The following is a 24,212-nucleotide window of genomic DNA, read 5'->3' on the forward strand; positions in this document are numbered from 1 at the left end:
TTTTGAAAACCGTATCCTTCTTTGGAAGGATTGTGATATAATTATTAATTATATTTTGCGCAAGCCCAGTATGACTCAGGAGGACAATCCATGGCTACTACCGTAAAAATTTTTGATACTACCCTAAGAGACGGCACGCAAGGAGAGGGAATCAGCTTATCCGTCGAGGACAAGATGAAGATCGCCCGCAAACTGGACTCTCTTGGCGTTCACTATATTGAAGGCGGATGGCCTGGCAGCAACAACAAGGATATCGAGTTTTTCAACCGGGTCGAGGAGCTTGAGCTGAAGAACGCCAAAGTGACCGCTTTCGGGAGCACCCGCAGGAAGGATACGCTGCCGGAGAACGATCTGAACCTGAACCGGATTCTCGAGGTCGGGGTTCCCGTAGCCACCATCTTCGGCAAATCGTGGGACTTCCACGTGCACCAGGCGATTCAAACGACGCTGGAAGAAAACCTGGCGATGATCTACGACTCCGTCAAATATTTGAAAAGCAACGGACTCGAAGTCATTTACGATGCCGAGCATTTCTTCGACGGCTACAAGAACAATGCGGAGTACGCTCTACAAACGATTAAAAAGGCGGAGGAAGCCGGAGCGGACTGGATCGTTCTGTGCGATACGAACGGCGGCTCCATGCCTCATGAAATTTCTCAAATCGTTACGGTCGTCAAGCAAACGATCTCCACTCCGATCGGCATCCATGCCCATAACGATTGCGAGCTGGGGGTGGCCAACAGCCTTTCCGCCGTTATGGCGGGCGCCACGCAGGTGCAAGGCACCATCAACGGCTTCGGGGAACGCTGCGGCAACGCCAATCTCGTATCGGTCATTCCGAACCTGCAGCTAAAGCTGGGATATGAATGCATCGGCGCGGAGCAGCTGGCGACCTTATCCACAGTGGCCCGCTACGTTAGCGAGATCGCCAATATGCATTTGCCGGTTAATCAGCCTTATGTCGGCTCCGCCGCTTTCGCGCATAAGGGCGGCATTCACGTATCGGCCATTTTGCGCAATTCCAGCACGTACGAGCATATCACTCCGGAGCTCGTCGGCAACAAGCAGCGCGTGCTCGTATCCGAACTGGCCGGTCAAAGCAACCTTGTGTTCAAAGCGCAGGAGCTCGGACTCGATTTCGACAACGACAATCAGCAAACGAAAAAGCTGATCGAGCAGATCAAAGATATGGAACATCAGGGCTATCAGTTCGAAGGCGCCGACGCCACGCTGGAGCTGCTGATCCGCGATGCCTACGGCAAGCTGGAAGAAGCGTTCACGCTGGAATCGCTCAAAATTATGGTCGTGAAAACGGCCGATCAGCCGGTTGTTACCGAAGCGATCGTGAAGCTGAAGGTGAACGGAGAGACCGTGTATAACGCGGCTGAAGGCAACGGACCGGTAAATGCGCTGGACAATGCGCTTCGCAAATGCTTGATGCAGTATTATCCGTCGCTGCAGAACGTTCATCTCAGCGATTACAAGGTGCGAGTACTGGACGAAAAAGATACGACAGCCGCCAAAGTGCGCGTGCTGGTCGAGTCGACGGACTTCTCTTCCTCCTGGAGCACGGTTGGAGTATCGGGCAATGTGATCGAAGCAAGCTGGGACGCCTTGGTCGACAGCTTCCGTTATGCCCTGCTCGGACAATCCTGTACCGTCGTGCCGGATGAGCACAGAGAACGTGTCGGTTTAGTCAATCATTAATCATACAATGCGAACGCCCCCTTGTCAGGAATCGATATTCCGGGCAAGGGGGCGTTTGTCATTATCCTTGAATTAAAGCTTGGATTCGCTTCTCCAGCATATCCGGGGGCAGAACGTGAATCACCTCGCGCAGATTCCCCTGCCTGTCGACCAAGAAGCTGGTCGGCACGACCAAGATCCGGTACATCTCCGCCGTAGTTCCTTCGCTGTCCAGCAAAATCGGAAAAGCCAGCTCATGCTGCTTGACGAACCGCTTGACATCGTCCAGCTGATCCTCTCTCGTGACGTTGACGGAATACAGATCGAACTGTCCGCCGTACTTATCGTACACCCGCTTCAAGTCGGGAGCTTCCTCAAGGCAGGGCCCGCACCATGACGCCCAGAAATTGATCAATAGCGGCTTCTCGCGCGGGCCTCCCACCCGATATTGTTGGCCGTCCAGCCCCTTCAAGGTAAAGGCCGGCACCGGCTTTTGATAGACCATTTCCTGCGGTCTGCCGCCTGCCGCGGCGCTCGCTTCGGCACTGCGGCTCACTTCCGTCGCTTGATAAACGGCGAGTACCGTCAAGCAAAGCGCGATCAGCATGACGGGCATATTGCGTTTCTTCATGGCTGTCTCCTTTTTCAAGCTGAATACAGCATCGTTTGCCGTTCTCTGATTCATTGTAACCAAAAAACGGCTTCTTTAGTTGTCCGATCCAAGGAAGATCATTGAAGAATGACGCCTGTGCGCCGTGGGCAAATTAGTCTTACCATAGCAGCTGAAGAGGAGACTGTCTGCAGATGCAAAAAACAAAATCGCGTAAATTGAACATTACCTTCGAAAGCGAAATTCAATACGAAGAGCCCGAACAACAGACCCAATCAAAAGCTTCCGGCAAGGAGTCCGGCGGAGCCAAAGGGAGCATATGGGAGTTTATCGCCATCGCTTCCGTTCCGCTCGTTCTTGTACTCGGCAATTCCATGCTCGTGCCTATTTTGCCTCAAATGCAGGAGCAGCTCGGGATCAGCAAATTTCAAAGCAGCCTCGTTATAACGCTGTTTTCCGTAACGGCGGGCTTGATCATCCCGATCTCCGGCTACTTGTCCGACCGCTTCTCCCGCAAAGGGATTATGATTCCTTCCTTAATTATTTATGGAGCGGCAGGCGTTCTGGCCGGGTTCGGCGCCGTTTGGAAATCGTATCCGATCATCATAGCGGCTCGTGCCATTCAAGGCTTTGGGGCTGCGGGAACGGCCGCGATCGCCATGGCTTTGGCCGGAGATTTGTATAAAGGAGCTACCGAAAGCAAAGTGCTCGGATTAACGGAAGCGTCCAACGGAACAGGCAAGGTCGTAAGTCCGATCATCGGCTCCTTGCTTGCCCTTGTCGTATGGTATGCGGCGTTTTTCGCTTTCCCGGTATTTTGCCTGCTGTCGCTGCTGGCCGTCATATTTTTCCTTAAGGAACCGAAGAAGGAGCAGCCCGCGCCGAAGCTGGGGCCGTACTTGCACAAAATCGGCAGCATTCTGAAGCAAAAAGGACGCTGGCTCATCACCGCCTTTTTCACCGGTTCGCTCGCTTTGTTCATCTTATTCGGCGTGCTGTTTTATTTGTCCGATATTTTGGAGGAAGCCCCTTATCATGTCGTCGGCGTAACAAAAGGGTTGGTGCTTGCCATTCCGCTGCTCGGGATGGTCGTTACCTCGTATACGACGGGAGCCAACATTAAAAAAAACGGTACGCTGATGCGCTGGCTGATGAATATCGGAATGGCTTTAATGGCCGTCTCTCTGGGAGCTTGCATTTTTATTTTGCAAAAAAATTTGTACGTGCTCATCGGCTTGCTGACGCTAAGCAGCATCGGCACAGGACTGCTTCTCCCCTGCCTCAATACGATGATTACAGGCTCGGTGGAAAAGCAAGAACGCGGCATGATTACGTCGATCTACAACAGCCTGCGATTCCTCGGCGTAGCCTTCGGCCCGCCTCTGTTCAGCTGGATGATGGATATGTCCCATCAAATCGTTTTTATTTCGGTGACTGCCTTGTCCGTCGTCACTTTGGGACTTGTGTTCTTCCTTATCAAACCGGAAGGCAAGATCAGTTGAGGCGCATACCTGCGAAGCGCTATAATGATCGTAAACTATGACGCGATAAGGAAAAAATCTCTATGGACATGGACCGACCGATCATTCTGCCCGAACCGGTGTATCGCAGCCTGATTCGATACTGTTCGGAGCAAAGCCCCCGCGAAGCCTGCGGCCTGCTGCTCGGCTCCGAGGCGCAAGGGGCGCTGCATATGGAACGCTTCGTTCCCGTCCCCAATATAGCCGAGCGTCCGAAGCATCATTTTATAATGGACCCGGCCGCGCTGATCCCGTTTCTGTATCCATCCCCGGGGGAGCCCGCTCCGGCAGGTATCGTGCACTCCCACCCGCGGGCTGCGGCCGTTCCTTCTCCGGAAGACTTGGCCACGCCTTGGAGCGATATTCCCAGCCACTGGATCGTATCGTTGGCCGACCCTTGTACTCCGGTCGTCAGGGCTTACCGCTACGAAGCCGGAGGGCGCAAATATACCGAGCTGACATGGCGGCTGCTGCGCGGCGGCTCGGGGCAAGCCGGCGACGCAGAGTCGTCGGTGCAATAGATGGACGCGAACAGCCCCGTCCTCCTTCTGCACCTGAAAAAACCTTCAGTCCCCTTGGAGACTGAAGGTTTATTGATGATGGCTGAGCTGGGCGTACAGATCGCCGAGCGTATGAATGCCGCGTTCCCGGAACTCCCGCATCAAATGCTGCCACAGCTTGGCGGTCATTACGGCGTCTTCGAGCGCATGATGGCGTCCGGCAATTTCGATTCCGTACCAATTAAGCAGCGTGTCCAGATCGTACTGCTTCAGCCTTGGGTGCAGCCATTTGGCGATCATCATCGTGTCCAGCATCCGGTGCGATAAATTGACCTTGGACGTTCTCCACAAAGCGGAGTTTAAAAAATGTTTGTCATGACCCGTACCGTGGGCAACGAGCACCTTTTGCCGCGCAAATTCAAGGAAGCCTCTCAGCCCGGCCATTAAATCGTCCGCCTTCCCCGCCATATCGTCGGTAATTCCCGTTAACTTCACTACCTGGTCGGGAATCGGGCGCTTCGGATTGACCAAACTGTAAAAAGTTTGATCTTTCCTGATGATGTCCCCATCAACGGCAACGGCTCCGAACGAAATGATCTCATCTCCGTTATACGGCGAAAAACCGGTAGTTTCCAAGTCGAAAACGACCAGCTCCACCGTCTCCAAAGAAATTTCGTATAGCGCATTTTTCCGCTGCTCCTTCATGATGGATCGAATGAAAGCCATCTGCTGCGCGCTTTGCACATCGAACATCGACGTGATAGCCGGGGTGATCCCGCCCATCTTATAGAGATGCCACATTCTGCCCGCAGGTCTCATGTCCTTCATCGCCGCACCACCTAACCTTGTTCAATCTCTTTATGGATGCTTTTCCTCACATATTTCTGCAAATCGCCGCCGATGCGCAGGCAGAGCTTCAGCTCCGCAGTCCGTTCCTTCGTCAGCCGGTCGGCCGGCAGCTTTCCTCTCGTCGTATAATGTCCGTCCTCAAGCTGAAACGGCGTCAGCGAGCGAAGCTTGACGGCAATCGCCAGAGCCTCGAGCCAATCCTGAGCGATCTCTTCCTCGACAAAGCCGCCTTCCAGCAAGCCGGCAATCCGGCCTTCGGTCGATTCGGCGCGAACGCCCTTCTCGATAGCCAGCAGCCGGATTCCGTTAACGATCGGGATATAAGCCCCGTACTTAATATCCACTCCTCCGGCATCTTCGCCGTATCTTTCTCTAATTAATTGACCGAACACGCCCAGCGATATTTTATGATGCAGCGTATTGTGCAGCATATGCTCCAATATAGCGGGATGCCGCTCCGTATACGCATACATCTGATCCATAAGCCGGGAGGCGAGCGAGCGCTCTCCGTATACGGCGCGCATATCGGCCAAAATGAGCAAATACCTGATATGCTCCCAATTCGGGTCGACAAGCCATTCGTGGAGCGTCGATTGATAATGACTCCACGGCTTGCGCCACTTGTCGTTCGTACAGATGACGCCTCCGACGCATAGCGGGTACCCGAGCAGCTGCAAATATCCGCCGATCCGATCCGCCAATATACGGAAGTACGCTTCCGCCGTCGCGGCCGCCCGTTCATCTTCCGCATCTTCGTAGATCAAACCGTTGTCTTGATCGCTCCAGAGAGTCTGCTCTCCCCTGCCTCCGCTGCCGAACAAAACAAACGCATAAGCCCCCGGAGCTTTCCCGGCTCCTTCCATAAGCAGCGCTTCTTCGGCAAGCCGTACGCTCCGGGCGATAAGCCAATCATGCGCCTGATTCAGCTCCCGGTTCCAATCAAGAGAATGGAGCAAAAGAAGATTTTGACCCAACTCCTTATGCAACCGGTCGCGAATTTGACGAAGCCGCTCCATATCCGCAGCCGTCTGAATTTCGGCACGGATTTTTTCCATCCGGAGGCGTTCCATAAAGCATCTCCTTTCCGTTCAAGCATCTTCCGCTCGCCGTCAAAGCCAGGCCCGCTTGAGCGCGAGCCTGGCCAAAGCTTGTTGCGGACCGCCGGCAGGCGGCCCTTCTCCTTATACTTTATACCGTTTGTGCGCCCCCGGAACTTGTTCCCGAGCTTTGAGCCGCTTTTTTCATTTGCTCCGGATAGCCGTACGTACCGTGTTCGGACAGGTCCAAGCCGATAATTTCTTCTTCTTCCGTAACGCGCAGGCCGATCATCGCTTTGATCAAGCTCAGGATGATGAAGGACAACACAAGAACGAAGACGAATGCGCCGAATACGCCGAGCGCTTGCACGCCCAATTGCTCCAAACCGCCGCCGTACAGCAAGCCCGCTTTGCCCACGCCCGTTTTCTCGGCCAGCTCGGGCGTTGCGAAAATACCCGTCGACAACGTGCCCCAAATCCCTGCAATGCCGTGAACGGAAAAAGCATAGACCGGATCGTCGATCCCCGCTTTTTCAAACCATTGCGCCGTGAAGAAAGTAATAATGCCTGCCAAAGCGCCGATAATGATCGCGTCGCGGGGAGTTACGAAGGCGCAAGCCGCCGTAATCGCAACGAGTGCCGCCAGTACGCCGTTCAGCATGCTTGGAATGTCCGCTTTGCCGAAGTACATCCAAGAGACGACTAGCGCCGCTACCGCGCCTGCCGCAGCCGCAAGATTCGTCGTCAACGCTACGTAACCGAAGAACCCTTCGCCTGTCGCGCTCAATGTCGAGCCTGCGTTAAAGCCGAACCAGCCGATCCAGAGAATAATCACGCCGAGAACCGATAATACTTGGTTATGCCCCGGAATCAAATTCGGCGTTTTATCTTTATTGTATTTACCGATACGTGGCTTGAGCAAGATCGTAGCTACCAATGCCGCAGTCGCTCCTTGCAAGTGAACCACGGTCGAGCCCGCGAAATCCTGCATTCCCAATTGGCCGAGCCAGCCGCCGCCCCATACCCAGTGAGCGACGATAGGATAAATAAGCACCGTGAACAAAATTCCGAAGATAAAGTACACCGGAAGCTTGCCGCGCTCTGCGAACCCGCCCCATGCGATAGCCAAGGATACGCCGCAGAAAGCGAGCTGGAACAAGAATAAAATGCTGATCGGAATCGGCGACTCGGCGAACAAGCTGATGGAAGCCGTCGCTTGCTCTTGAGAACCGTCCAGGAAAAATCCGCCCGAGCCTATGAAGCTGTTGCCGTCGCCGAACGCAAAACCGAACCCGATGGCCCAAAAGGCAATAGCGCAAATACCGAAGGTCAAAATGGTCTTGCCGGCAACGTGCCCCGCATTCTTCATACGAGTGGAGCCCGCCTCCAGAAGCGCAAAGCCAGCTTGCATGAATATGACGAGGATCGCCGCCAACATAACCCATACCGAGTCGATTGCATTTGCCAGCTCTGCCGGAGTCTTGTCATCGGCTGCGAAGGCCATCGTAGGAACGAGCAGTGACAAAAGAGCTGTAGTTACAAGCAGTTTCTTAAACATAGTGACCACTTCCTCTTCAATGTTAATTTATATAACATGTTTTGAAAATCTTAATGTCATTATATACAGCATTTTTCAATTTGACAATAGAATATTTTTAAGAAATCCCATAAATTCCGAAAAATAATCTAACATTTTATGTTCATAATTCGGTTTTTAAATGGAAATTCAGAAAAACAAAGCCATTTTTGTTATATTTCCTTACAATAAAGACAAGCCGTTCGGCTAAATCTCGCGTATTCCTCCCGAAAATTATATGTCAGGTTTCCTCCCTTATTCGAATTTACCGCCCCTCTTTCCTTCTATTTACGGAGCTTATTTTTTGCATCGTCAACAGTTTGTCGAACTTATCCCTTTCGTTTCCCATTGACAAAGCATAACGTTTGACTGTACGGTTTGATTTCAGTTATCATAAATACTAAAGAGTATGTTAGAGACATACATACTAATAGATGATTCATTCAGGGAGGGGATACCATGGGGATATGAAGCTTTATAAAATAGGAGAGATGGCTCGCTTGACGAACGTCAGCCCCAGAACGATCGACTATTATACGAAGATGGGACTCATCGAGCCAGAGAAGCGTTCCGATACCAATTATCGATTATACAGCGATGAAACCTTAACCCGGCTCAAACGTATTGAAAGTATGAAAAGGGAGAAATATACCCTCGAGGAAATCAAGGCGAACTTAACGTTGTGGACAAAGGTAAGTCAGGATGAGATCGTGACAGATAAGCTCACAGCACTTCAATTGCATCTGCAGCAGTTGCAGAAAGAAGTCCAAGAAATTCGTCCGATCCTCGACAAGCTGAAACCGTCTCAACTGAAAAACTTCAATAAAGTGCTTACTCCGCACACCGCCGCTTGTATTGAAGCCTTGCTGCTGCTGTTGGGTAAGAGCCCCTTTTCCTAATATATAAGGAGGTCTGCTGCCATGTTTTTTCACCCGATGGATTTTTTAATCATCATTGCTTTTGCGCTTTCTTTATGGGCTCAATTCCGTGTGAAAGGTACCTTCAACAAATGGGCGGAAGTACCTACCTATTCCGGAATGACGGGGTATGAAGCGGCCCGCCGCATGCTGGACGCCAACGGCTTGCATGACGTGCCTATCGAGCCGGTCCCCGGCAGCCTGACGGACCATTACGACCCGATCCACCGGGTAGTGCGCTTATCCGAGCCGGTATATTACGAGAATTCGATCGCCGCGGTCTCCGTGGCGTGCCACGAAGTAGGCCATGCCATCCAGCATAAGGTGCATTACCCGATGCTGACGCTGCGCCACAATATGTTTCCGGTCGTCAATTTCGCTTCGGGCGTTGCGCCGCTGCTCATTTTGGCCGGTTTGTTTTTCCAGCAGTTCAGCTTCTTGCTCGGTCTCGGGATCATCTTCTTCTCCGCGGCCGTCGCGTTCCAATTGGTTACTTTGCCGGTCGAATTTAACGCGAGCAACCGCGCCCGCGATGTGATGGTCGCCGAAGGCTTCATTACGAACGACGAAGAGCGCGGAGTCGCCAAAGTGCTGAATGCCGCAGCGTTGACTTATGTTGCCGCAGCGTTAATCTCCGTTCTCGAGCTGCTCAAATATATTATGATTTTCAACAACCGCAACAACGACTAATTCGGACAAGAAAGAAGGTCCTGCGGTTCATAGAAAAAGCAAAACGCCGCTTGCGCAAAGCGGCGTTTGTTGTCATTGTTTAGGAAATGATGCGCAGCAACTTCCTGTGGATATCCGGGGGCTCCCCCGCAAGTAATGTCTAACCATAGAACGATCCCAGCGGAATGGTTAGACGCCGATCCAGCTGAAGCTGGATGCGGACGGAATAAGCTTCAGAGCATCACGTCACTTTTGGGGGATTTGTTCTTCCCGATTGACAGGCAGGAGCTGTTAAGCTATTGGTTATAGCAGAAAAATTCCAGTAAAAATTGCTGGAACACTTCGGCGACCAGCGGAAGCTTCTCGCCGGAGCGATGAATCAGCCCGACGCTGCGCGTCACTTGCGGGTCCGTGACCCTTACTTTGGCCGGCTGCAGCTGGCTGATCTCCGTAAGCGCCATTTCCGGCAGCAGGCTGACTCCCATGCCGGCGGCTACCAGGCCGCGTATCGTATCCGTCTCCTCGCCCTCGAAGCCGATTCGCGGCACGAAGCCGGCCTTCGCACAGGCCTCCAGCACGATGTTGCGCAGCGAGTATTCTTCGCTGAACATCACGAACGATTCGTCCCTCAGCTGCTCCAGCCGGATGCTTTGATACTCGGCAAGCACATGCCCTTGGGGCAAAATGGCAAACATCTCCTCCCGAAGCAGCAGCTCGCCGCTGACGTGCTCGTGTTGATCGGGAAAAGGCGATATAAACGCCAAATCGATCTCGCCGTTTTTGACGTCTCTGATCAAGCTGTTATAAGTGCCTTGGCGCAGCCGGAATTTGACGTTAGGATGTTTCTCGCGAAAATGCGCCACCACCGTAGGCAGCAAATAAATGCCCAGGCTGTGCGGGAAGCCGATGCGAATTTCACCCGCTTCCGGATCGAGAAATTCGCGCACTTCAATAACCGCCCTCTCCAGCTCCGTTAACACCGCTTCCGCACGGTGCAGGAACAGCTTGCCGACCGGAGTCAACTGCAAATTGCGCCCCTTTTGCACAAACAAGGATACGCCGAGCTCCTCCTCCAATTGATGTATTTGACGACTTACTGCCGATTGAGCGACATGAAGCTCCTCGGCCGCTTGAGTCACATGTTGTTTGCGAGCTACCTTCACAAAATATTGCAGCTGTCTAAGTTCCACAGCGGTTCTCCTTCCGATTGGACAAGTTCCTTTTAAAAAGCTTATAATAATTGTTGGTGAAATACCAATCATTCTCATTGAAATTTAAGGAGGCCCATTTACAATGGCACAAGAACGTACGGGAGTAGCAACTTTTAAGAACAATCCGATCACTCTGGTGGGACCGGAAGTCAAAGTTGGAGATAAAGCCCCTGACTTTACTGTGAACAAAAACTTGCTTGAGCAAGCGTCACTGGCCGACTATGCCGGCAAAATTAAATTGATCAGCGTGGTACCTTCCCTCGATACCGGCGTATGCGACGCTCAAACTCGCCGTTTCAACGAAGAAGCAGCCAAATTGGGCGACAACGTAGTTGTTCTGACCATCAGCGTTGACCTTCCGTTCGCTCAATCCCGCTGGTGCGGAGCGGCAGGCATCGACAAAGTCGTTACGCTGTCCGACTACAAAAGCAAATCGTTCGGCCAAGCTTACGGCGTGCTGATCCAAGAACTTCAATTGCTGATGAGATCCATCTTCGTTATCGATGCTAACGATACTGTACAATATGTGCAATATCTCGGCGAAATGACTGAACATCCGAACTACGAAGCAGCTGTGGAAGCCGTTAAAAAATTAGTTTAATTTTCCCAATTACATTCATAAACATTCCCCTGCCATGTCAGCGCCGAAGCGGCATCGGCGGGGGAATTTGTTTTTGGTGCCGGGAATGACGCTTTAGCCGTTTTCTGAAAATCTCCGAAGGGGCTTACCACCTGCCGTAACGAACTGATCATGGAAAATTCCCGATCGGCCCCGTTGCTTAAAAAAACACACACGCAGCGAAAAACAGCGGGAGAAGCCAAGCTTCTCCCGCTGTTTTTGGCCGTTACCCGTTGTAACGAGGGGTTTGGCAACCTCCGCCAAAGCAGTCGCTTTTCTTGCCATGATAAACGTCTAACGATGATCCGTTATTCGCTTAAGATAGATCTTTATAAGCACTCAATCGTTTATCCAGCTGCTTGTATATTTCAAGGATCGTGCGGTAATTGGAACCGAGATCGCCCAAAGAGCCTCTGGATGCGGAATAAACGTCGATAGCTGTTTTTAGCGGGTTAATCGAAAACAAAGTTAGCGTGATATCTTGAGTGCGGCCTGTAATTGTTTTTTTCTCGACCACGATTTCTCCCACATTTCTTACTTCATGAAGCAGCTTGTACCCATTCATTTTCTTGAACATGTTGGTTACTTCTTCCCAAACCTGATCCATCGACATTTTATAATATCGGGTTTTCAACGCCGGATCTTTTGCTTTCTCACCAGTGGTTTCATGGCTGCGAACAAGGCCGATTAAGGTGCGCTTTAACAAAGCTTTCCCTCCTCAATGAAGTACAATACAAAATCCGGTTTACACTATCTTTAATCATAACATTGTTTGCCTAATTGAGAAAGTGTTATTTCACATTTTTGACATCTTTATGATATGTATATGAAGAAATGTTACAGCCGCATTACAGATATTTCCTGGGCCAATCGTTTTACATCTTCCACTCGGACAAAGCCGGCTTCAAAGGTCAGCGCATCGGCCGCACCGGCGGCTGCCGCCTGGATAAGAGCGCGCTCCATAGAAGCTCCGGAAGCCAATTGTACGGCCAAAGCGCCGACGAACGAATCTCCGCATCCGACCGTATTAACCGCCCTTATACGGGGCGCTGGCACCTTGTAAAGCGTCCCGTTATGGGCGGCGATACAGCCTTGCGCTCCCAATGAAACGACGGCGCAGGCAATCCCTTGAGCGAGCAGCCGGCCGAACAGAGGGTAGAGCTCCTCCTCCCGTTCCAGAGGCTTCCCGAGAAGCCGGGCGACTTCGTGTTCGTTGGGCTTGATCAAAAACGGCTTCGCGGCGATCCCTTGAACAAGGCCATCTCCGCTCGTATCCAATATCGTCAAGCAGCCTGCGGCTTGAGCTGCGGCAATGAGCTCGCGGTACACGGAAGAAGGGATTCCTTCCGGTATGCTCCCGGAAAACACGGCGACCTTGGATCGGCGGGCTCCCAGTTCTACCTTCCTCTTTAATTCGGATAATTCCCGCGCGGTGACCGGAGGGCCCGGCTCCAACAGCTCCGTCGCCCGCCCCGAAGCCTCGTCAATGATCGTCAGGCACAGACGGGATTCGCCTCCCGCGACACGGACGAAGTCATGCCCTACGTCCAATCCGGACAGCATGTCCGTAATCGCTTCGCCGTTTTTCCCGCCTACAAATCCTGTAGCCAGACTCGGCATACCGAATTGCCGGACAACCCGGGCCACGTTGATCCCTTTGCCTCCCGGATGAACCAGCGGCCTGCCCGCGCGGGTCGCCTCGCCAATGGGAAACTTGGGGACGATATACGTTTTATCGATGGCTGCATTGAGCGTCACCGTCATAATCATGGTCGCTTCCTCCTTGCCGTCCTGCCAATATACACCGAAATGCCCTTTGCGCTGCGGCCATAAGGCTCCGTCTTCTACTGCAGACGCATTTTATCGCGGATAACCGCGGAGACCGCTCCAAGAGCGCAGCAGTCTTCCCCCAGGCGGGAATAGGTCACCTGAACGTTAAACGAGCTTATATAGGAAAATCGCGACGCAAGCGATTCATGGATACTCTCGTTGATCCACGGCGCGTATTGCCCCATGGCATTGCCGATGACGATCATTTGCGGATTCAGCGTATGCATCATGTTGCCGATCCCGACCCCCAGGCGCAGCCCCGCCTTGCCGACGGCGGCTGTAGCCTCGGCTTCGCCGGCCTGCAGCAGCTTCAGCAGCACAGCGGTGAAATCGGGCGTATACTCCAAGCCGAGCGCACCGGCAATCGCCTTCTCGGACGCGTACATTTCCCAACAACCGAGATTGCCGCAAGAACAAGGGCGGCCGTTCAGCTCCATCGTCGTATGGCCGACCTCGCCTGCATACCCGTTATAGCCGCGAAACAACTCTCCGTGCAGCACGAGCCCGGCTCCGATGCCCGCCCCCACGCTTAAGTACAGCATGTCCGAGCAATCGGCCGCCGCGCCGTATTCCAGCTCGCCCAGAGCGGCCAGATTCGCTTCATTGTCTATGATGACGGGAAGCCCGAGCTCTCCTTCCAGCGCCTCTTTCCAATCCAGTTTCTTCCACCCGGTCTGCGGCACGAATAAAATGCGGCTCGAAGGGTATTCCACAAAGCCATGAATGCCGATGCCTACGCCGACCAGCCCAAGCGGGCTTGCAGGAAGCGCCTGCCGTTCCCGCTTTAATAGCCGTATCAGCTGCAGCAGCACGCGCTCTGCGTCCGCCGCTTGCTCGTACGGGTATAACGCCTTGCGGACAATACGGCCTCCCCTATCGGTAACGATAAACAGCATATTCGTCGACCGCAGGTCGACCCCTATAATATGGCCGGCCTCGTGATTCATCTCCAGCATCATCGGCTTGCGGCCGCCGCTGGAAGCTCCGATGCCGGTTTCCATAATCCAATGCTCGGCAATTAATTCTTCTACCAGCGCAGACACCGTGGCACGGGTTAGCTTGGTTCGCTTGGCGAGCTCCGCCCTGGAAATCGGGGCATGAAGCTTAACTAAACCGAGCAGCGTCGATTTGTTAATAGACTTCAATAAGGAGCTGTCGCCGGACATCGTCCCTCGTTTCACTGTATCCACCATCCGTTTTCTCTACTATGAGGCACATTTATTTTATATAACATCAAGTCAAAAGTCAGCAGGATTTTTGAAACTGCTTCCGAATATATTATATCATGCATTTGTTCATCAAATAAACAAAGTTATCCATTATCGTTTGAGGTGAAAAATAATGAATTATTTTCTGGGGATTGATTTGGGAACTTCCGCCGTCAAATGTATTCTCGTCAGCGGCCAAGGACAAGTGAAAGCCAGCCACAGCACGGAATATCCGCTGCTGCAGCCGCAGCCGGGATGGGCCGAGCAGCATCCGGAGGACTGGTGGACGGGGACCGCGGAATGCATCCGCCGCCTGCTGGAGAAAAGCGGCGTTCAGGGAAGCGAAGTTGCCGGTATCGGCTTGTCCGGGCAAATGCACGGCTCCGTCTTCCTCGATCGGCAGAGGCGGGTCGTTCGGCCCGCCCTGCTGTGGTGCGACCAGCGCACGGCCGCCGAATGCGAATGGATCGAGGAGACCGTCGGTGCCGAAGAGCTCGGCCGGCTAACGGGCAACAAGGCGCTGACCGGTTTCACCGCGCCTAAGGTGATTTGGCTGCGCAACCACGAGCCGGAGCATTACGCGCGGACCGCTCATCTGATGCTGCCGAAGGATTATGTCCGCCTGCAGCTTACGGGCGAGTTCGGCATGGATATGGCCGATGCGAGCGGCACGCTGCTGCTGGATGTGGCGAACCGCCGCTGGTCGCCCGAGGTCGCAGAGCGGCTCGGCATTCCGATGGAATGGCTGCCGCCGCTCTACGAGAGCAACGCCGTGGCCGGGCATCTGCTCCCGGCGGCGGCGGAGCTGACCGGACTGGCGCCGGGCACGCCAGTCGTTGCCGGAGGCGGCGACCAAGCCTGCGGCGCGGTCGGCGTCGGGGTCGTGCAGCAGGGCATCGCCTCCGTGGCCCTGGGCACTTCCGGTGTCGTCTTCGTTCACGACGACACGTATCAAGCGGACGCGGAGTGCAGACTGCACTCCTTCTGCCACGGGGTGCCCGGCAAGTGGCACCGGATGGGCGTCATGCTGGCGGCCGGAGGCTCGTTCCAGTGGTGGAGAAACCACTTCGCTCACGAAGAGCTGGAGCTCGCCCGCAAGGAAGGCCGCGACGCGTACGAGTACCTCACCGAGCTGGCGCAAACCGCTCCTCTAGGCAGCGAAGGGCTGCTGTTCATGCCGTATTTGACCGGCGAACGCACCCCTCATCCCGATCCGAAGGCGCGCGGCGGTTTCATCGGCCTGAACCTGCGCCATACAAAGGCGCATTTGACGCGGGCCGTGCTCGAAGGGATCACCTTCGGACTGCGCGACTCGCTGGAGCTGGTCAAAGCCTCCGGCATCGAGATCAACGAGCTTCGCGTCAATGGAGGCGGAGCGCGCAGCCTATTCTGGCGGCAAATGATCGCCGACATTTTCGGTTATCCCGTCGTAACCGTCAATTCGACGGACGGCCCTGCCTACGGCGCCGCCGTTATGGCCGCCTCCGGCGTGCTGGATGAGGACATCAGCGGGCTCTGCAATCGCTGGATTCAGGTAGTCGACCGGGTGGAGCCGAATCCGGAAAGCCGGCGCGAGTACGAGCGCTACTACAGCATATACCGCTCTTTGTACCCTACCTTGAAGTCGACGCTGCACCAATTAACCGACCTCGCTTCCTCCTAACCTAATGCCCGTACGAAGAGCCCCTGAGAAGCGAAATCCGCTTCTTTCAGGGGCTTCTTTGTCTAGAGAACAAATCCCCCAAAAGCCATCCATGCCGCTACGCGGCACCACAGACAATGGAAATGGGGTACCAAGAGTAATTTCCAGGGTAGTGACGTGATGCTCAGAAGCTTATTCCGTCCGCATTCAGCCTAAGCTGGATCGGCGTCTAACCCTTCCTCTGGGATCGTTCTATGGGTAGACATTCCTTTCGGGGAGCACCCGGATATCCACAGGATATGGCTGCGCATCATTTCCTAATCAACAAAAAAAAGCCTGTCAGGAAGAATATTCCCAAACAGGCTCTACTGTGCAGTTAACTTCGTTAAATACAAAAAACCCGCAAATGCCGTCCGATTTAGTGTTTCAAACCCGCTCTCGCAGGTGGGTGTCCGCAGAATCGTTTTTGAAGTCCCTTTTCGAGGGCAGGTCAGCCGCGATTCAATGTAGGTCTCCCAAGAAACAGTCATTGGTTCAAAACAACTTAAAACCGAAACGTACATCGCAGGATTTTGTTGTACACTCATTATATGATCTTCTGCACAGAAAGTAAACCTCGCTTTTGCAGAACATCTTCCCACCGAATTCAATTATTGCTTGCTTGGGTTAGTATTCCCTTCTTCGTCCCGTTGATTCATCCGGTCACGTTCGGAAATGTCTTCCCCGGGGGCTCGTCCTTCTTGCAAAGAACGGACATCGTCCTGAGCGGTTTCCTCCGCTTCCGTTTGCTGCTCCTCCGACGCTTCCGCTTCCTTCTCGGCCAGCTCCTGCTGCTTCGCCTGCAAACGGCCGAAAATCGTATTGAAATGCCAGAACGAAATGACCGCGATAATGCTTCCCATAAAGAAAGGAATCAGAAAAGTAAACTTCGTTAGGCTGAAGTAAATGACAACCCCGTTCAGCACAATCATCGAAACGGAACGCACAGGATGTCCGATCGAAATAAGCACGGCATTTTTAATAATTTGCAGCAGCTTCATGTGTAAGTGGGATAATATGGAAAAGAAATGAAAGAGTGAAACGCTGAGCAGCACTGTAAGCGTCAACACCAAATATCTGAGAACGCCTAAGCCGCCCGTTTTTCCGTTATAGTAATAAAAATTCGCCGCGATAATGATACCGAATACCAAGTAAATCAAACCGCCCAGCATAGCTTGCTTGAAATTGTCCTTATATCCGCGGAAAAACGTTTTGAACAACGACACATCCTCTTCGCCCGTAAGCCATTTGCGCGCCACGGAGAACATAGCCGCCGTCGACGGGAACAAGGTGAACGGCGAGACGATACCGCACAGCCACAGCATCGAATAAAACTGGTTCAGCGTATCGTCCACTTGCAGTGACATCAAGCCGAACAGAGCAAGAATGAAAAACGGCAATGCGCATATCACCCATAACACATTTATGACGGATAATCGCATAATCCATTCCGAGATGCGGTAAAAGCCCCCCATGATCCCTCTAAATTCCAATAAAAACCCTCCTTAAACTTCTGCATGCTTGCAAAATTATGCTCTTCCTTCTATTATAGCCTATTTTTAACCAACTAGGTAGGTGTCTATGCGCAATTAGCCTCTAGACATATGTTATAGTATCACCCGGAAACGTTACAAGTAAAGGAGGTAAGCAGCCATGTCTTGCGGAGCTAACTTCTGGACTTCCACCGGAACGATTCTCGTCCTGTTCATCCTGCTCGTCATTGTACTTCAAGGCTGTCTCTATTAATATAGGCCGCGGCCGGCCGTCACATTATTTTCCTGTTCATTAAAAAAAGGTGGAGTTCTCCTCGCGGAAAGCTCCACCTTATTTGCATTAGTTTTTGACCAGTTCCTCGTTGCTGCGGGAGGAAGTCGAACGATTGAAGCCGCGGTCGCGGTTGTAATCGCGTCCGCCTTCACGTCCGCGGTTATAATCTCTTCCGCCGTCGCGACGCGGAGGTCTCGATCCGGAACGATCGCGGTCGTACGATCTTCCGCCTTCGCTGCGGCGCGCGCCGCCTGCCGTACCGTAAGGGCCCGAAGGTCTGCGGCCGGAGCTGCGTACGTCCGGTCTTCTTTTCTTGGCACGCAACGGCTCTTCCGGAGTCAGTTCGATCTCGACTTCCTTCTTGTCGCCTGTCAGCAGCTTCAGTGCGGAAGCAAGCAGGTGCACGGAATCGTGCTGCTCCAGCAATTGAATCGCCAAGCCTTTATATTCGTTGTGCTCGTCTTTTTGCAACACTTCGAGAATGCGCTCAGCCGTCATCTTTTGCTTGCCTTCGATCGCTTCCGCCAGGCTCGGCATCGGCTTTCTTGTAATTTTATGACGGGTGATTTTCTCAATGAAGTACAGATGATCGATTTCTCTAGGCGTTACGAACGTGTAAGCCGCTCCTTCTTTACCTGCGCGGCCCGTCCGGCCGATCCGGTGAACATAGCTCTCAGGATCTTGAGGCAAGTCGAAGTTGATAACGTGAGTTACGCCGGATACGTCCAGACCGCGAGCCGCTACGTCGGTAGCTACCAGCACGTCGATGCTGCCGTCGCGGAATTTGCGCATCACGTTGTCGCGTTGGTTCTGCGACAGGTCGCCGTGCAGTCCTTCCGCCGTGTATCCGCGTTTTTGCAGGGCCTCCGCCAATTCGTCAACCCGGCGTTTCGTCCGTCCGAAGATGATCGCCAGCTCCGGAGCTTCCATATCGATCAAGCGGCACAGCGCTTCGAATTTTTGTCTTTCGTGAAGCTCGATGTACGATTGGTCGATAAGCGGAGCGCTGATTTGCTTAGGAATAACCGATACATGCTCCGGATTGCGCAGGAATTGCTGCGCGAGCCGCTGAATGTTAACCGGCATCGTTGCCGAGAACAGCATCGTTTGACGCTCATCCGGTACAAGCTTAAGGATCGATTGGATATCTTCCATAAAGCCCATATCCAGCATTTCGTCCGCTTCGTCCAAAATAACCGTCTGCACGTCGTCGAGCTTGATCGTTTTGCGGTTGATATGGTCAAGCAGACGTCCCGGCGTACCGATGATGATTTGCGGTCTTTTTTTCAACGCGCGAATTTGTTTCACGATATCTTGACCGCCATAAATCGGCAGGGAGCGGATTCCTTTGAATCTGCCGAGCTTCTCGATTTCTTCGGCCACCTGAATGGCCAATTCGCGGGTAGGACACATGATCAAAGCGACGATCTTCTCTTCCTTCACGTCGATTTTGTTCACCAGCGGAATGCCGAATGCCGCCGTTTTTCCCGTACCGGTTTGGGCTTGCCCGATCAAGTCGCGATTTTCCATGGCAATAGGCATTGCTTTTTCTTGAATCGGTGTCGATTCTTCAAAGCCCATCTCCGTGATAGCTCGCAGTACTTTTGGCTCTAAGCCGAATTCGTTGAAAGTTTTCAAATGATTTCAATCTCCTTTTAAATTAGGGGTTTATTTGTATTTACCCTTAAGTGCGACTCCTATATCCTTTTATTGTATCTGCAAAATGCGTCCGAAGCATTCGTATTTAAATACGCAAGGCCGTACTTAAGAATATCTTTAGTATTATACCACAAACGGAAATGATATTCCAGAAATTTCAGCAGTGAAACCTTCACTTCCGCTTTATCGTATATAATATGTATAATATGAATGAAAAGATTACGCTCCGAACATATATGCAAAGGAGAATTTGCCATGTCGATTTGGAAAAGAGTCGGTTCCATTATTAAAAGCAACAAGGAAGAGGCGCCCGTCAAGGCGACCAATCCGATCGAAGATACCCAGGTAGGCGATATCGTTAACGTCGATTTGGAAGAATACGTCGTCTCCGGCAAGCTCATTTATTTCGACAGAGGCTTCCCGCCGCACCGGTTCGCCTATTACTTGCAGAACGGCAGCTCGATCTCCTGCCTGCTTGTCGAGAAAGGCCGCACCTACGAATGCTTCCTATGCCATTTTGTCGAAGGCGCGCTGGACAGTCCGCATGACGTTCCGACCGAGCTCGACGTAGACGGCGAATTGACCTATAATCTGGAAAATCACCGCAGCGACCTGGTCCGCGCCGAAGGCAACACCGATTTCCGCGGCAATGACGACGTCATGATCTGGCGCTATTTCGGACCCGAAGGCCGCTACTTCTTCCTGCAATGGCAGGACGGCAAATTCGTTGCGATGGAGGGCGAGAAGACGCCGGCAGGGCAAATCAAGTTTATGAAAGGCAGCCGCTGATCCGGCGGCAGCTTCGTCTCTTAACAAGAAGCGAGCGCAAGCTTGCAATTCATATGGAGGTGATTGAGCGATGAGAACAACGCTTATCGGTTTCTTCTCCCGGCTGAGCGCCCGCTTGAAGCGGAAGTTCGAAACGCCGATGGAAGCACAGCCCGCCGAGTCCGGCAGCTTGCCATCGCCCCGATATTCTTATCCGGTGAAGAAGCGCTCGATGCAGCTGCTCTCCGTTATGCTCGTCGTAGCGCTGATCGCAGGCTGCGGCAACGCCAGCAATTATGTCAAAGATCATTATTCGTTAATCGACGTTCAAGGCCAAGGGAAAAATACGGCAAAAATTTATTCGGTCGAAGGCAAAGACGTGCCTGCGGTTGCCAAGGAATTGGCCTCGCAGGAGAAGCCGAAGGAAACGAGCAAGGAATCGCAGGATCAAATGTTCCTTGTGTACGACAATAAAATCATCAACGTTCAGAAAGATCCGGACAATGCCGGCAATACGCTGGTTGAGCTCGATACCGTGGAGTATGCCAAAGAGCATTACGATTCTTCGTTCTTGGAAGGCTACGTAGCCGCGTCGCTGCTGCAGTCGCTGTTCGGCGGCGGATGGTTTAACGGCAGCCGGGGCAGCTCGGATTACAAGGGGTACACGACCAGCAAGCGGTACGACGATTACGGCAAATACCAGGCGGCCCCATCTGCTTCCGGTTCCGGATCGACGAGCTCCCCTTCCACCACGGACCGCAAGGGAAGCTTCAGCACCGGCAGCAAGTCGACGCCGTCCACGGGCTCTACGTCCAATAGCGGCAGCTCGGGCAGTTCCAGCAGCTCAAGCAGCTCTAGCTCGATACGCAAAAACGACGGTTCGACTCCGACTTACAAGACGCCGAGTTCAAGCTCCAAATCGAAGCCGAGCACAAGCTCCCGCTCCGGTTCGTTCAAGCGGAAATAAACGGCGATTCGCCTCCCAAGCATTGCTCCCCTAACGGGGGGCAATGCTTTTTCAGTTATTTATTTGACTGAAATCGGACGATAATCCTCATACTGTTACTAAAATGATCCCGTACTTTTGATGGAGGAATCGTCCGATGGTCTATCAATGGGTCCGCTCCGTTATTATCGTTATTCTCGGGTCCGCTCTCGTTTCAGTCAGCTTCAATATGTTCTTAATTCCCCATCAGCTGTTAAGCGGAGGGTTATCCGGCATTTCGATGATTATCGGCTATTTTACCGGCTGGAATATCGCGTTGCTTTACTTTATCTTCAACCTGCCCGTCATCGTATGGGGCTTGATGCTAATCGGGCGCAAATTCATCGTCCTGAGCGTGGTTTCCGTCATCATGACGACATGGTTTATGGACATATTCCCGCATCGCCCCCTCGCCCAGAACGAGATTTTGGCGGCCGTCACCGGCGGCGTATTGATCGGCATCGGCACCGGTATCAGCATGCGGGCCGGAGGCTCTACCGGCGGATTTGACATTATCGGCTCGATCATTACCCAGAAACGCGACTTTCCGCTCGGGACCGCGCTGTTCGTGTTGAACGGCATCGTCATCGTTGCCCTCGGCTACTATAAGGACAATTGGGATCTTGCTCTCTTCTCGATGCTGTCCATTTTTATTACCGGCAAAGTTCTCGATACGATCCATACCCGCCATCTGAAAGTGACGGTATTCATCGTGACGCGGCATACCGAGGCGCTGCTTGAAGAGCTGCTCAAAATCCAGCGCGGCGTCACCGTCCTCTCGACGGAAGGCGCCTATACGAAGCATCCGCAAAAAATGCTGATGACGGTAACGACCCGCTACGAGCTGGAAGAGCTGCGGCATCTGATCCTCCGCACGGCGCCGGACGCCTTCGTCAACATCGTGGAAACGATAGGCATTATGGGCCAATTCCGCCGCGGATAATTGCGGCGAATCCGCAAAATATCCCATATGTTTTTTTATAAAATATGTTATAATGGTGGGAGTAATTTCATTTCATATCCTCATGCTTTACCTGTGTTACTCACGTAAGTCATGCCTGATCTTCTCTAACAGATGACGAGGAAGGGTGATGCTTGTGGAAACAGTAAAGTTATCGACGATTGTTATGAGATTGACTCCCGAGTTGTATCCTTTTCTTAAGCGGTCCGAACTCGACTTTGAGATTGTGCTGCGCAACGGGCTTGAAGCGTTGGAAGCGGAGGATGCGATGGAAATTATTCAATACAGCATTTCCGAAAACCAAAAAGACGCCTTGCTCCACTAGGGCGTCTTTATTTTTTGTGCCGATGCGGAAAAAATTTGTGGTTTCGTAATAATTTTTTGTTATTTTTGTTTTAATTAATGGTATGATAGACATAATACTAGAAAACGGAGGTGGAACCCTAAATGGGCGCCTTATCACCATGGCATATTATCCTGATCGCTCTCGTCGCTTTACTGCTGTTCGGACCGAACAAGCTGCCTGAGCTCGGACGCGGTTTCGGTAAAATGTTCCGCGAATTTAAAGACGCTACGACCGGCAACGGCTCCTCTGGCTCGAATGACGAACCTCCGGTTCAAAAGAAAGAATTGGTTTCTGCGGAAGCTCAGCCTTCCCAGCATGACAACGTAAACCAAAATGCACCGAAGTAGCCTGCGGCCTTCTCCGGTGCTTCATCGTGTATGAGAACCATCCGACGTCAAAGTCCGGATGGTTTTTTTTGACATTTTCGCAATAGCTTTAGAAGCCTGGTGAAAAAAGAGCGGAGGGGCCATTTGAATCTGGAAAAGCGTGAGCGTTCGCCTTTGAAAACGGATTCTCTCCACAGAAAAACGAAAAAACAATCCAGAGAATCCGTTTTCAACAACGATTGGAGGATCAAATGGACGCCGCGGCGGACTTTTTCACCACCCTTTTAGAGCACCGCGCCGCTTTTGGGCACTTGCTGCTTCTTGCCGCGCATATACGCATGCGTGCCGAACAGAAGAACCGCCGCTGCGGCCGTCATGACCGCTCCGAAATGGTACATTGCCTGCCCGCCCCAAGCATCCTTTATCACTCCTCCTACGAAGCCTCCCGTAATCCCGGCCAGCCCGAGGAATACCGCCGACAGCATCGCTTGCCCCGTAGAGCGCATCGATTCGGGAACCAAGCGGACGGCATACTGCACGGCAACGATCCAGAACACCGCAAAGGTCACCGAGTGCATAAGCTGCAGCGCTATCAGCGCGGCCGGATCGGAGACCCATCCGTACAGCAGCCAGCGCACCGTATACAGCACCGCTACGATACCGAGCAGCGCCAATTCATGGAAACGATGCAAGTATCTGCTGAGCAAAGCAAAGGTCGGAATTTCCCCCATCGCCGCGAGAGCCCAGGCCCAGCCTGCCATGGAATCGCTTGCACCGAGATCCTTCAAGTACAGCACGAACAGCCCGTCGTTCATCCGGTGAGGAACGGTGAGCACAAACACGAGAAATAAGAACCATAAAAAAGGACCGTTTTTGAGAACACTAGTAACAGCGGAAAAGGAAATACGCTGGCCGCTTCCCTTATCGTCCTTCAAAAATAACAAGAGCGCAAACGGCAGCACCCAGACGGACCAATACAGCCAAGGGATATGCTCTATGCCTCCGAGCAGCTTTAGCGCCAAACCCGCCGTCATCGCCATCAAAGTAAAGCCGATCGACCCCCACATGCGCACGGACCCGTAGGCGATCCCAGCTCGAAGCGTCGTCTTGATCGTTATACTGTCCAGAAGCGGTGCGGAGGACAGCATGAAAAAGTAAATGAGCAGCATAAAGAGGAACGACCACGCGTAGCCGTCGGCGGCGAATATCCCTGCGCTGGATGCCACCGTGAGCGCCCACAGCCCTCCGATAATTAGCTTGAGCGTGTTGTAGCGGTCGCTTAAATATCCCCATAGGGGCTGGGCGAATATGGCGACGAACGGCCCGAACATCATCAAGAGGCCGATCTGCGAAGAGGAGTAGCCTTTGAGGCCGAAGTAAATCGGCAAGAAGGGCATAAGAACCGCGGTTGTGGCGTAGTAGGAGAAGGTGAGCCCGCGAAGCGTCCAAATCTGTTTGTTCATAGCACCGGTCCTTTTTTTGGCATA

The 24,212-nt window shown here is 52.8% G+C and carries 24 protein-coding genes and 1 other RNA gene; 13 read left to right on the top strand and 12 right to left on the bottom strand.

Features of this window, described 5'->3' with window-relative positions; genetic code table 11:
* Positions 1-90: 90 nt before the first annotated feature.
* Complete coding sequence (cimA, locus tag SK3146_RS09755; RefSeq protein WP_249864890.1) at positions 91-1,707, top strand: citramalate synthase; 1,617 nt, start codon at positions 91-93, stop codon at positions 1,705-1,707.
* A 61-nt stretch (positions 1,708-1,768) separates the two neighbouring features.
* On the opposite strand, the gene SK3146_RS09760 is transcribed toward cimA, so the two are convergent.
* A complete protein-coding gene (locus tag SK3146_RS09760; protein ID WP_249864891.1) occupies positions 1,769-2,317 on the bottom strand; it encodes a TlpA family protein disulfide reductase in 549 nt (182 codons plus the stop codon).
* A gap of 173 nt (positions 2,318-2,490) precedes the next feature.
* On the opposite strand from SK3146_RS09760, the gene SK3146_RS09765 reads away from it, so the two are divergent.
* Positions 2,491-3,798, top strand: coding sequence for an MFS transporter (locus SK3146_RS09765; protein ID WP_249864892.1), 1,308 nt, complete (start codon positions 2,491-2,493; stop codon positions 3,796-3,798).
* Positions 3,799-3,860: 62 nt separating this feature from the next.
* Positions 3,861-4,337 (top strand): M67 family metallopeptidase, encoded by a 477-nt coding sequence (locus tag SK3146_RS09770; RefSeq protein WP_249864893.1) that lies wholly within the window; start codon positions 3,861-3,863, stop codon positions 4,335-4,337.
* Positions 4,338-4,406: 69 nt separating this feature from the next.
* Here SK3146_RS09770 and SK3146_RS09775 read toward each other — a convergent pair whose 3' ends face one another.
* From SK3146_RS09775 to SK3146_RS09785, 3 genes are all read right to left on the bottom strand, one after another.
* The gene (locus SK3146_RS09775; protein WP_249864894.1) at positions 4,407-5,144 is read right to left on the bottom strand and encodes an exonuclease domain-containing protein; all 738 of its coding nucleotides are present in this window, start codon (positions 5,142-5,144) and stop codon (positions 4,407-4,409) included.
* An 11-nt stretch (positions 5,145-5,155) separates the two neighbouring features.
* Positions 5,156-6,220 carry a DUF294 nucleotidyltransferase-like domain-containing protein gene (locus SK3146_RS09780; RefSeq protein WP_249864895.1) on the bottom strand — a complete coding sequence of 355 codons (1,065 nt, stop codon included), beginning with the start codon at positions 6,218-6,220 and terminating at the stop codon, positions 5,156-5,158.
* A gap of 133 nt (positions 6,221-6,353) precedes the next feature.
* Positions 6,354-7,760, bottom strand: a complete 1,407-nt coding sequence (locus SK3146_RS09785; RefSeq protein ID WP_249864896.1) for an ammonium transporter — start codon at positions 7,758-7,760, stop codon at positions 6,354-6,356.
* 485 nt (positions 7,761-8,245) lie between these two features.
* On the opposite strand from SK3146_RS09785, the gene SK3146_RS09790 reads away from it, so the two are divergent.
* Positions 8,246-8,677 carry a MerR family transcriptional regulator gene (locus SK3146_RS09790; protein WP_249864897.1) on the top strand — a complete coding sequence of 144 codons (432 nt, stop codon included), beginning with the start codon at positions 8,246-8,248 and terminating at the stop codon, positions 8,675-8,677.
* 21 nt (positions 8,678-8,698) lie between these two features.
* Complete coding sequence (locus SK3146_RS09795) at positions 8,699-9,385, top strand: zinc metallopeptidase (protein WP_249864898.1); 687 nt, start codon at positions 8,699-8,701, stop codon at positions 9,383-9,385.
* Positions 9,386-9,660: 275 nt separating this feature from the next.
* On the opposite strand, the gene SK3146_RS09800 is transcribed toward SK3146_RS09795, so the two are convergent.
* Complete coding sequence (locus SK3146_RS09800; protein ID WP_249864899.1) at positions 9,661-10,554, bottom strand: glutamate biosynthesis transcriptional regulator GltC; 894 nt, start codon at positions 10,552-10,554, stop codon at positions 9,661-9,663.
* A 103-nt stretch (positions 10,555-10,657) separates the two neighbouring features.
* On the opposite strand from SK3146_RS09800, the gene tpx reads away from it, so the two are divergent.
* The gene (gene tpx / locus SK3146_RS09805; RefSeq protein ID WP_249864900.1) at positions 10,658-11,176 is read left to right on the top strand and encodes a thiol peroxidase; all 519 of its coding nucleotides are present in this window, start codon (positions 10,658-10,660) and stop codon (positions 11,174-11,176) included.
* 334 nt (positions 11,177-11,510) lie between these two features.
* Here the strand turns inward: tpx and SK3146_RS09810 are convergent, their stop codons facing one another.
* From SK3146_RS09810 to SK3146_RS09820, 3 genes are all read right to left on the bottom strand, one after another.
* Entirely contained in the window at positions 11,511-11,900 is a 390-nt protein-coding gene (locus SK3146_RS09810; protein WP_249864901.1) for a DUF1499 domain-containing protein, read from the bottom strand.
* 131 nt (positions 11,901-12,031) lie between these two features.
* The gene (locus SK3146_RS09815; RefSeq protein ID WP_249864902.1) at positions 12,032-12,964 is read right to left on the bottom strand and encodes a 1-phosphofructokinase family hexose kinase; all 933 of its coding nucleotides are present in this window, start codon (positions 12,962-12,964) and stop codon (positions 12,032-12,034) included.
* A 74-nt stretch (positions 12,965-13,038) separates the two neighbouring features.
* A complete protein-coding gene (locus SK3146_RS09820; RefSeq protein WP_249864903.1) occupies positions 13,039-14,169 on the bottom strand; it encodes an ROK family transcriptional regulator in 1,131 nt (376 codons plus the stop codon).
* Positions 14,170-14,365: 196 nt separating this feature from the next.
* Between SK3146_RS09820 and xylB the strand changes: the two genes are divergently transcribed.
* Positions 14,366-15,895 (top strand): xylulokinase, encoded by a 1,530-nt coding sequence (gene xylB / locus SK3146_RS09825; protein WP_249864904.1) that lies wholly within the window; start codon positions 14,366-14,368, stop codon positions 15,893-15,895.
* A gap of 372 nt (positions 15,896-16,267) precedes the next feature.
* On the opposite strand, the gene ssrS is transcribed toward xylB, so the two are convergent.
* A non-coding RNA gene (ssrS, locus tag SK3146_RS09830) (6S RNA) lies at positions 16,268-16,448 on the bottom strand.
* Positions 16,449-16,524: 76 nt separating this feature from the next.
* Positions 16,525-17,406 carry a YesL family protein gene (locus tag SK3146_RS09835; protein WP_249864905.1) on the bottom strand — a complete coding sequence of 294 codons (882 nt, stop codon included), beginning with the start codon at positions 17,404-17,406 and terminating at the stop codon, positions 16,525-16,527.
* 160 nt (positions 17,407-17,566) lie between these two features.
* Between SK3146_RS09835 and SK3146_RS09840 the strand changes: the two genes are divergently transcribed.
* The gene (locus SK3146_RS09840) at positions 17,567-17,659 is read left to right on the top strand and encodes a YjcZ family sporulation protein (RefSeq protein ID WP_249864906.1); all 93 of its coding nucleotides are present in this window, start codon (positions 17,567-17,569) and stop codon (positions 17,657-17,659) included.
* A gap of 87 nt (positions 17,660-17,746) precedes the next feature.
* Here SK3146_RS09840 and SK3146_RS09845 read toward each other — a convergent pair whose 3' ends face one another.
* Entirely contained in the window at positions 17,747-19,318 is a 1,572-nt protein-coding gene (locus SK3146_RS09845) for a degradosome RNA helicase CshA (RefSeq protein WP_249864907.1), read from the bottom strand.
* 276 nt (positions 19,319-19,594) lie between these two features.
* On the opposite strand from SK3146_RS09845, the gene SK3146_RS09850 reads away from it, so the two are divergent.
* From SK3146_RS09850 to tatA, 5 genes are all read left to right on the top strand, one after another.
* On the top strand, positions 19,595-20,128 hold the full coding sequence (locus SK3146_RS09850; RefSeq protein ID WP_249864908.1) for a DUF4178 domain-containing protein: 534 nt from the start codon (positions 19,595-19,597) through the stop codon (positions 20,126-20,128).
* Positions 20,129-20,198: 70 nt separating this feature from the next.
* Positions 20,199-21,074 (top strand): DUF4247 domain-containing protein, encoded by an 876-nt coding sequence (locus tag SK3146_RS09855; protein ID WP_249864909.1) that lies wholly within the window; start codon positions 20,199-20,201, stop codon positions 21,072-21,074.
* Positions 21,075-21,210: 136 nt separating this feature from the next.
* Complete coding sequence (locus tag SK3146_RS09860; RefSeq protein ID WP_249864910.1) at positions 21,211-22,035, top strand: YitT family protein; 825 nt, start codon at positions 21,211-21,213, stop codon at positions 22,033-22,035.
* A gap of 148 nt (positions 22,036-22,183) precedes the next feature.
* A complete protein-coding gene (locus SK3146_RS09865; protein WP_249864911.1) occupies positions 22,184-22,378 on the top strand; it encodes a hypothetical protein in 195 nt (64 codons plus the stop codon).
* Between the two features lie 122 nt (positions 22,379-22,500).
* Positions 22,501-22,746 carry a twin-arginine translocase TatA/TatE family subunit gene (gene tatA / locus SK3146_RS09870; protein WP_249864912.1) on the top strand — a complete coding sequence of 82 codons (246 nt, stop codon included), beginning with the start codon at positions 22,501-22,503 and terminating at the stop codon, positions 22,744-22,746.
* Positions 22,747-23,009: 263 nt separating this feature from the next.
* Here tatA and SK3146_RS09875 read toward each other — a convergent pair whose 3' ends face one another.
* Positions 23,010-24,188 carry an MFS transporter gene (locus SK3146_RS09875; protein ID WP_249864913.1) on the bottom strand — a complete coding sequence of 393 codons (1,179 nt, stop codon included), beginning with the start codon at positions 24,186-24,188 and terminating at the stop codon, positions 23,010-23,012.
* Positions 24,189-24,212: the final 24 nt, after the last annotated feature.

Source organism: Paenibacillus konkukensis (genome assembly GCF_023523925.1).
GTDB lineage: Bacteria > Bacillota > Bacilli > Paenibacillales > NBRC-103111 > Paenibacillus_S > Paenibacillus_S doosanensis.

Coding starts and splice junctions, on each gene's coding strand:
- cimA (WP_249864890.1), top strand. CDS start 91: ATGGCTACTACCGTAAAAATTTTTGATACTACCCTAAGAGACGGCACG.
- SK3146_RS09760 (WP_249864891.1), bottom strand. CDS start 2,317: ATGAAGAAACGCAATATGCCCGTCATGCTGATCGCGCTTTGCTTGACG.
- SK3146_RS09765 (WP_249864892.1), top strand. CDS start 2,491: ATGCAAAAAACAAAATCGCGTAAATTGAACATTACCTTCGAAAGCGAA.
- SK3146_RS09770 (WP_249864893.1), top strand. CDS start 3,861: ATGGACATGGACCGACCGATCATTCTGCCCGAACCGGTGTATCGCAGC.
- SK3146_RS09775 (WP_249864894.1), bottom strand. CDS start 5,144: ATGAAGGACATGAGACCTGCGGGCAGAATGTGGCATCTCTATAAGATG.
- SK3146_RS09780 (WP_249864895.1), bottom strand. CDS start 6,220: ATGGAAAAAATCCGTGCCGAAATTCAGACGGCTGCGGATATGGAGCGG.
- SK3146_RS09785 (WP_249864896.1), bottom strand. CDS start 7,760: ATGTTTAAGAAACTGCTTGTAACTACAGCTCTTTTGTCACTGCTCGTT.
- SK3146_RS09790 (WP_249864897.1), top strand. CDS start 8,246: ATGAAGCTTTATAAAATAGGAGAGATGGCTCGCTTGACGAACGTCAGC.
- SK3146_RS09795 (WP_249864898.1), top strand. CDS start 8,699: ATGTTTTTTCACCCGATGGATTTTTTAATCATCATTGCTTTTGCGCTT.
- tpx (WP_249864900.1), top strand. CDS start 10,658: ATGGCACAAGAACGTACGGGAGTAGCAACTTTTAAGAACAATCCGATC.
- SK3146_RS09815 (WP_249864902.1), bottom strand. CDS start 12,964: ATGATTATGACGGTGACGCTCAATGCAGCCATCGATAAAACGTATATC.
- xylB (WP_249864904.1), top strand. CDS start 14,366: ATGAATTATTTTCTGGGGATTGATTTGGGAACTTCCGCCGTCAAATGT.
- SK3146_RS09840 (WP_249864906.1), top strand. CDS start 17,567: ATGTCTTGCGGAGCTAACTTCTGGACTTCCACCGGAACGATTCTCGTC.
- SK3146_RS09850 (WP_249864908.1), top strand. CDS start 19,595: ATGTCGATTTGGAAAAGAGTCGGTTCCATTATTAAAAGCAACAAGGAA.
- SK3146_RS09855 (WP_249864909.1), top strand. CDS start 20,199: ATGAGAACAACGCTTATCGGTTTCTTCTCCCGGCTGAGCGCCCGCTTG.
- SK3146_RS09860 (WP_249864910.1), top strand. CDS start 21,211: ATGGTCTATCAATGGGTCCGCTCCGTTATTATCGTTATTCTCGGGTCC.
- SK3146_RS09865 (WP_249864911.1), top strand. CDS start 22,184: ATGCTTGTGGAAACAGTAAAGTTATCGACGATTGTTATGAGATTGACT.
- tatA (WP_249864912.1), top strand. CDS start 22,501: ATGGGCGCCTTATCACCATGGCATATTATCCTGATCGCTCTCGTCGCT.
- SK3146_RS09875 (WP_249864913.1), bottom strand. CDS start 24,188: ATGAACAAACAGATTTGGACGCTTCGCGGGCTCACCTTCTCCTACTAC.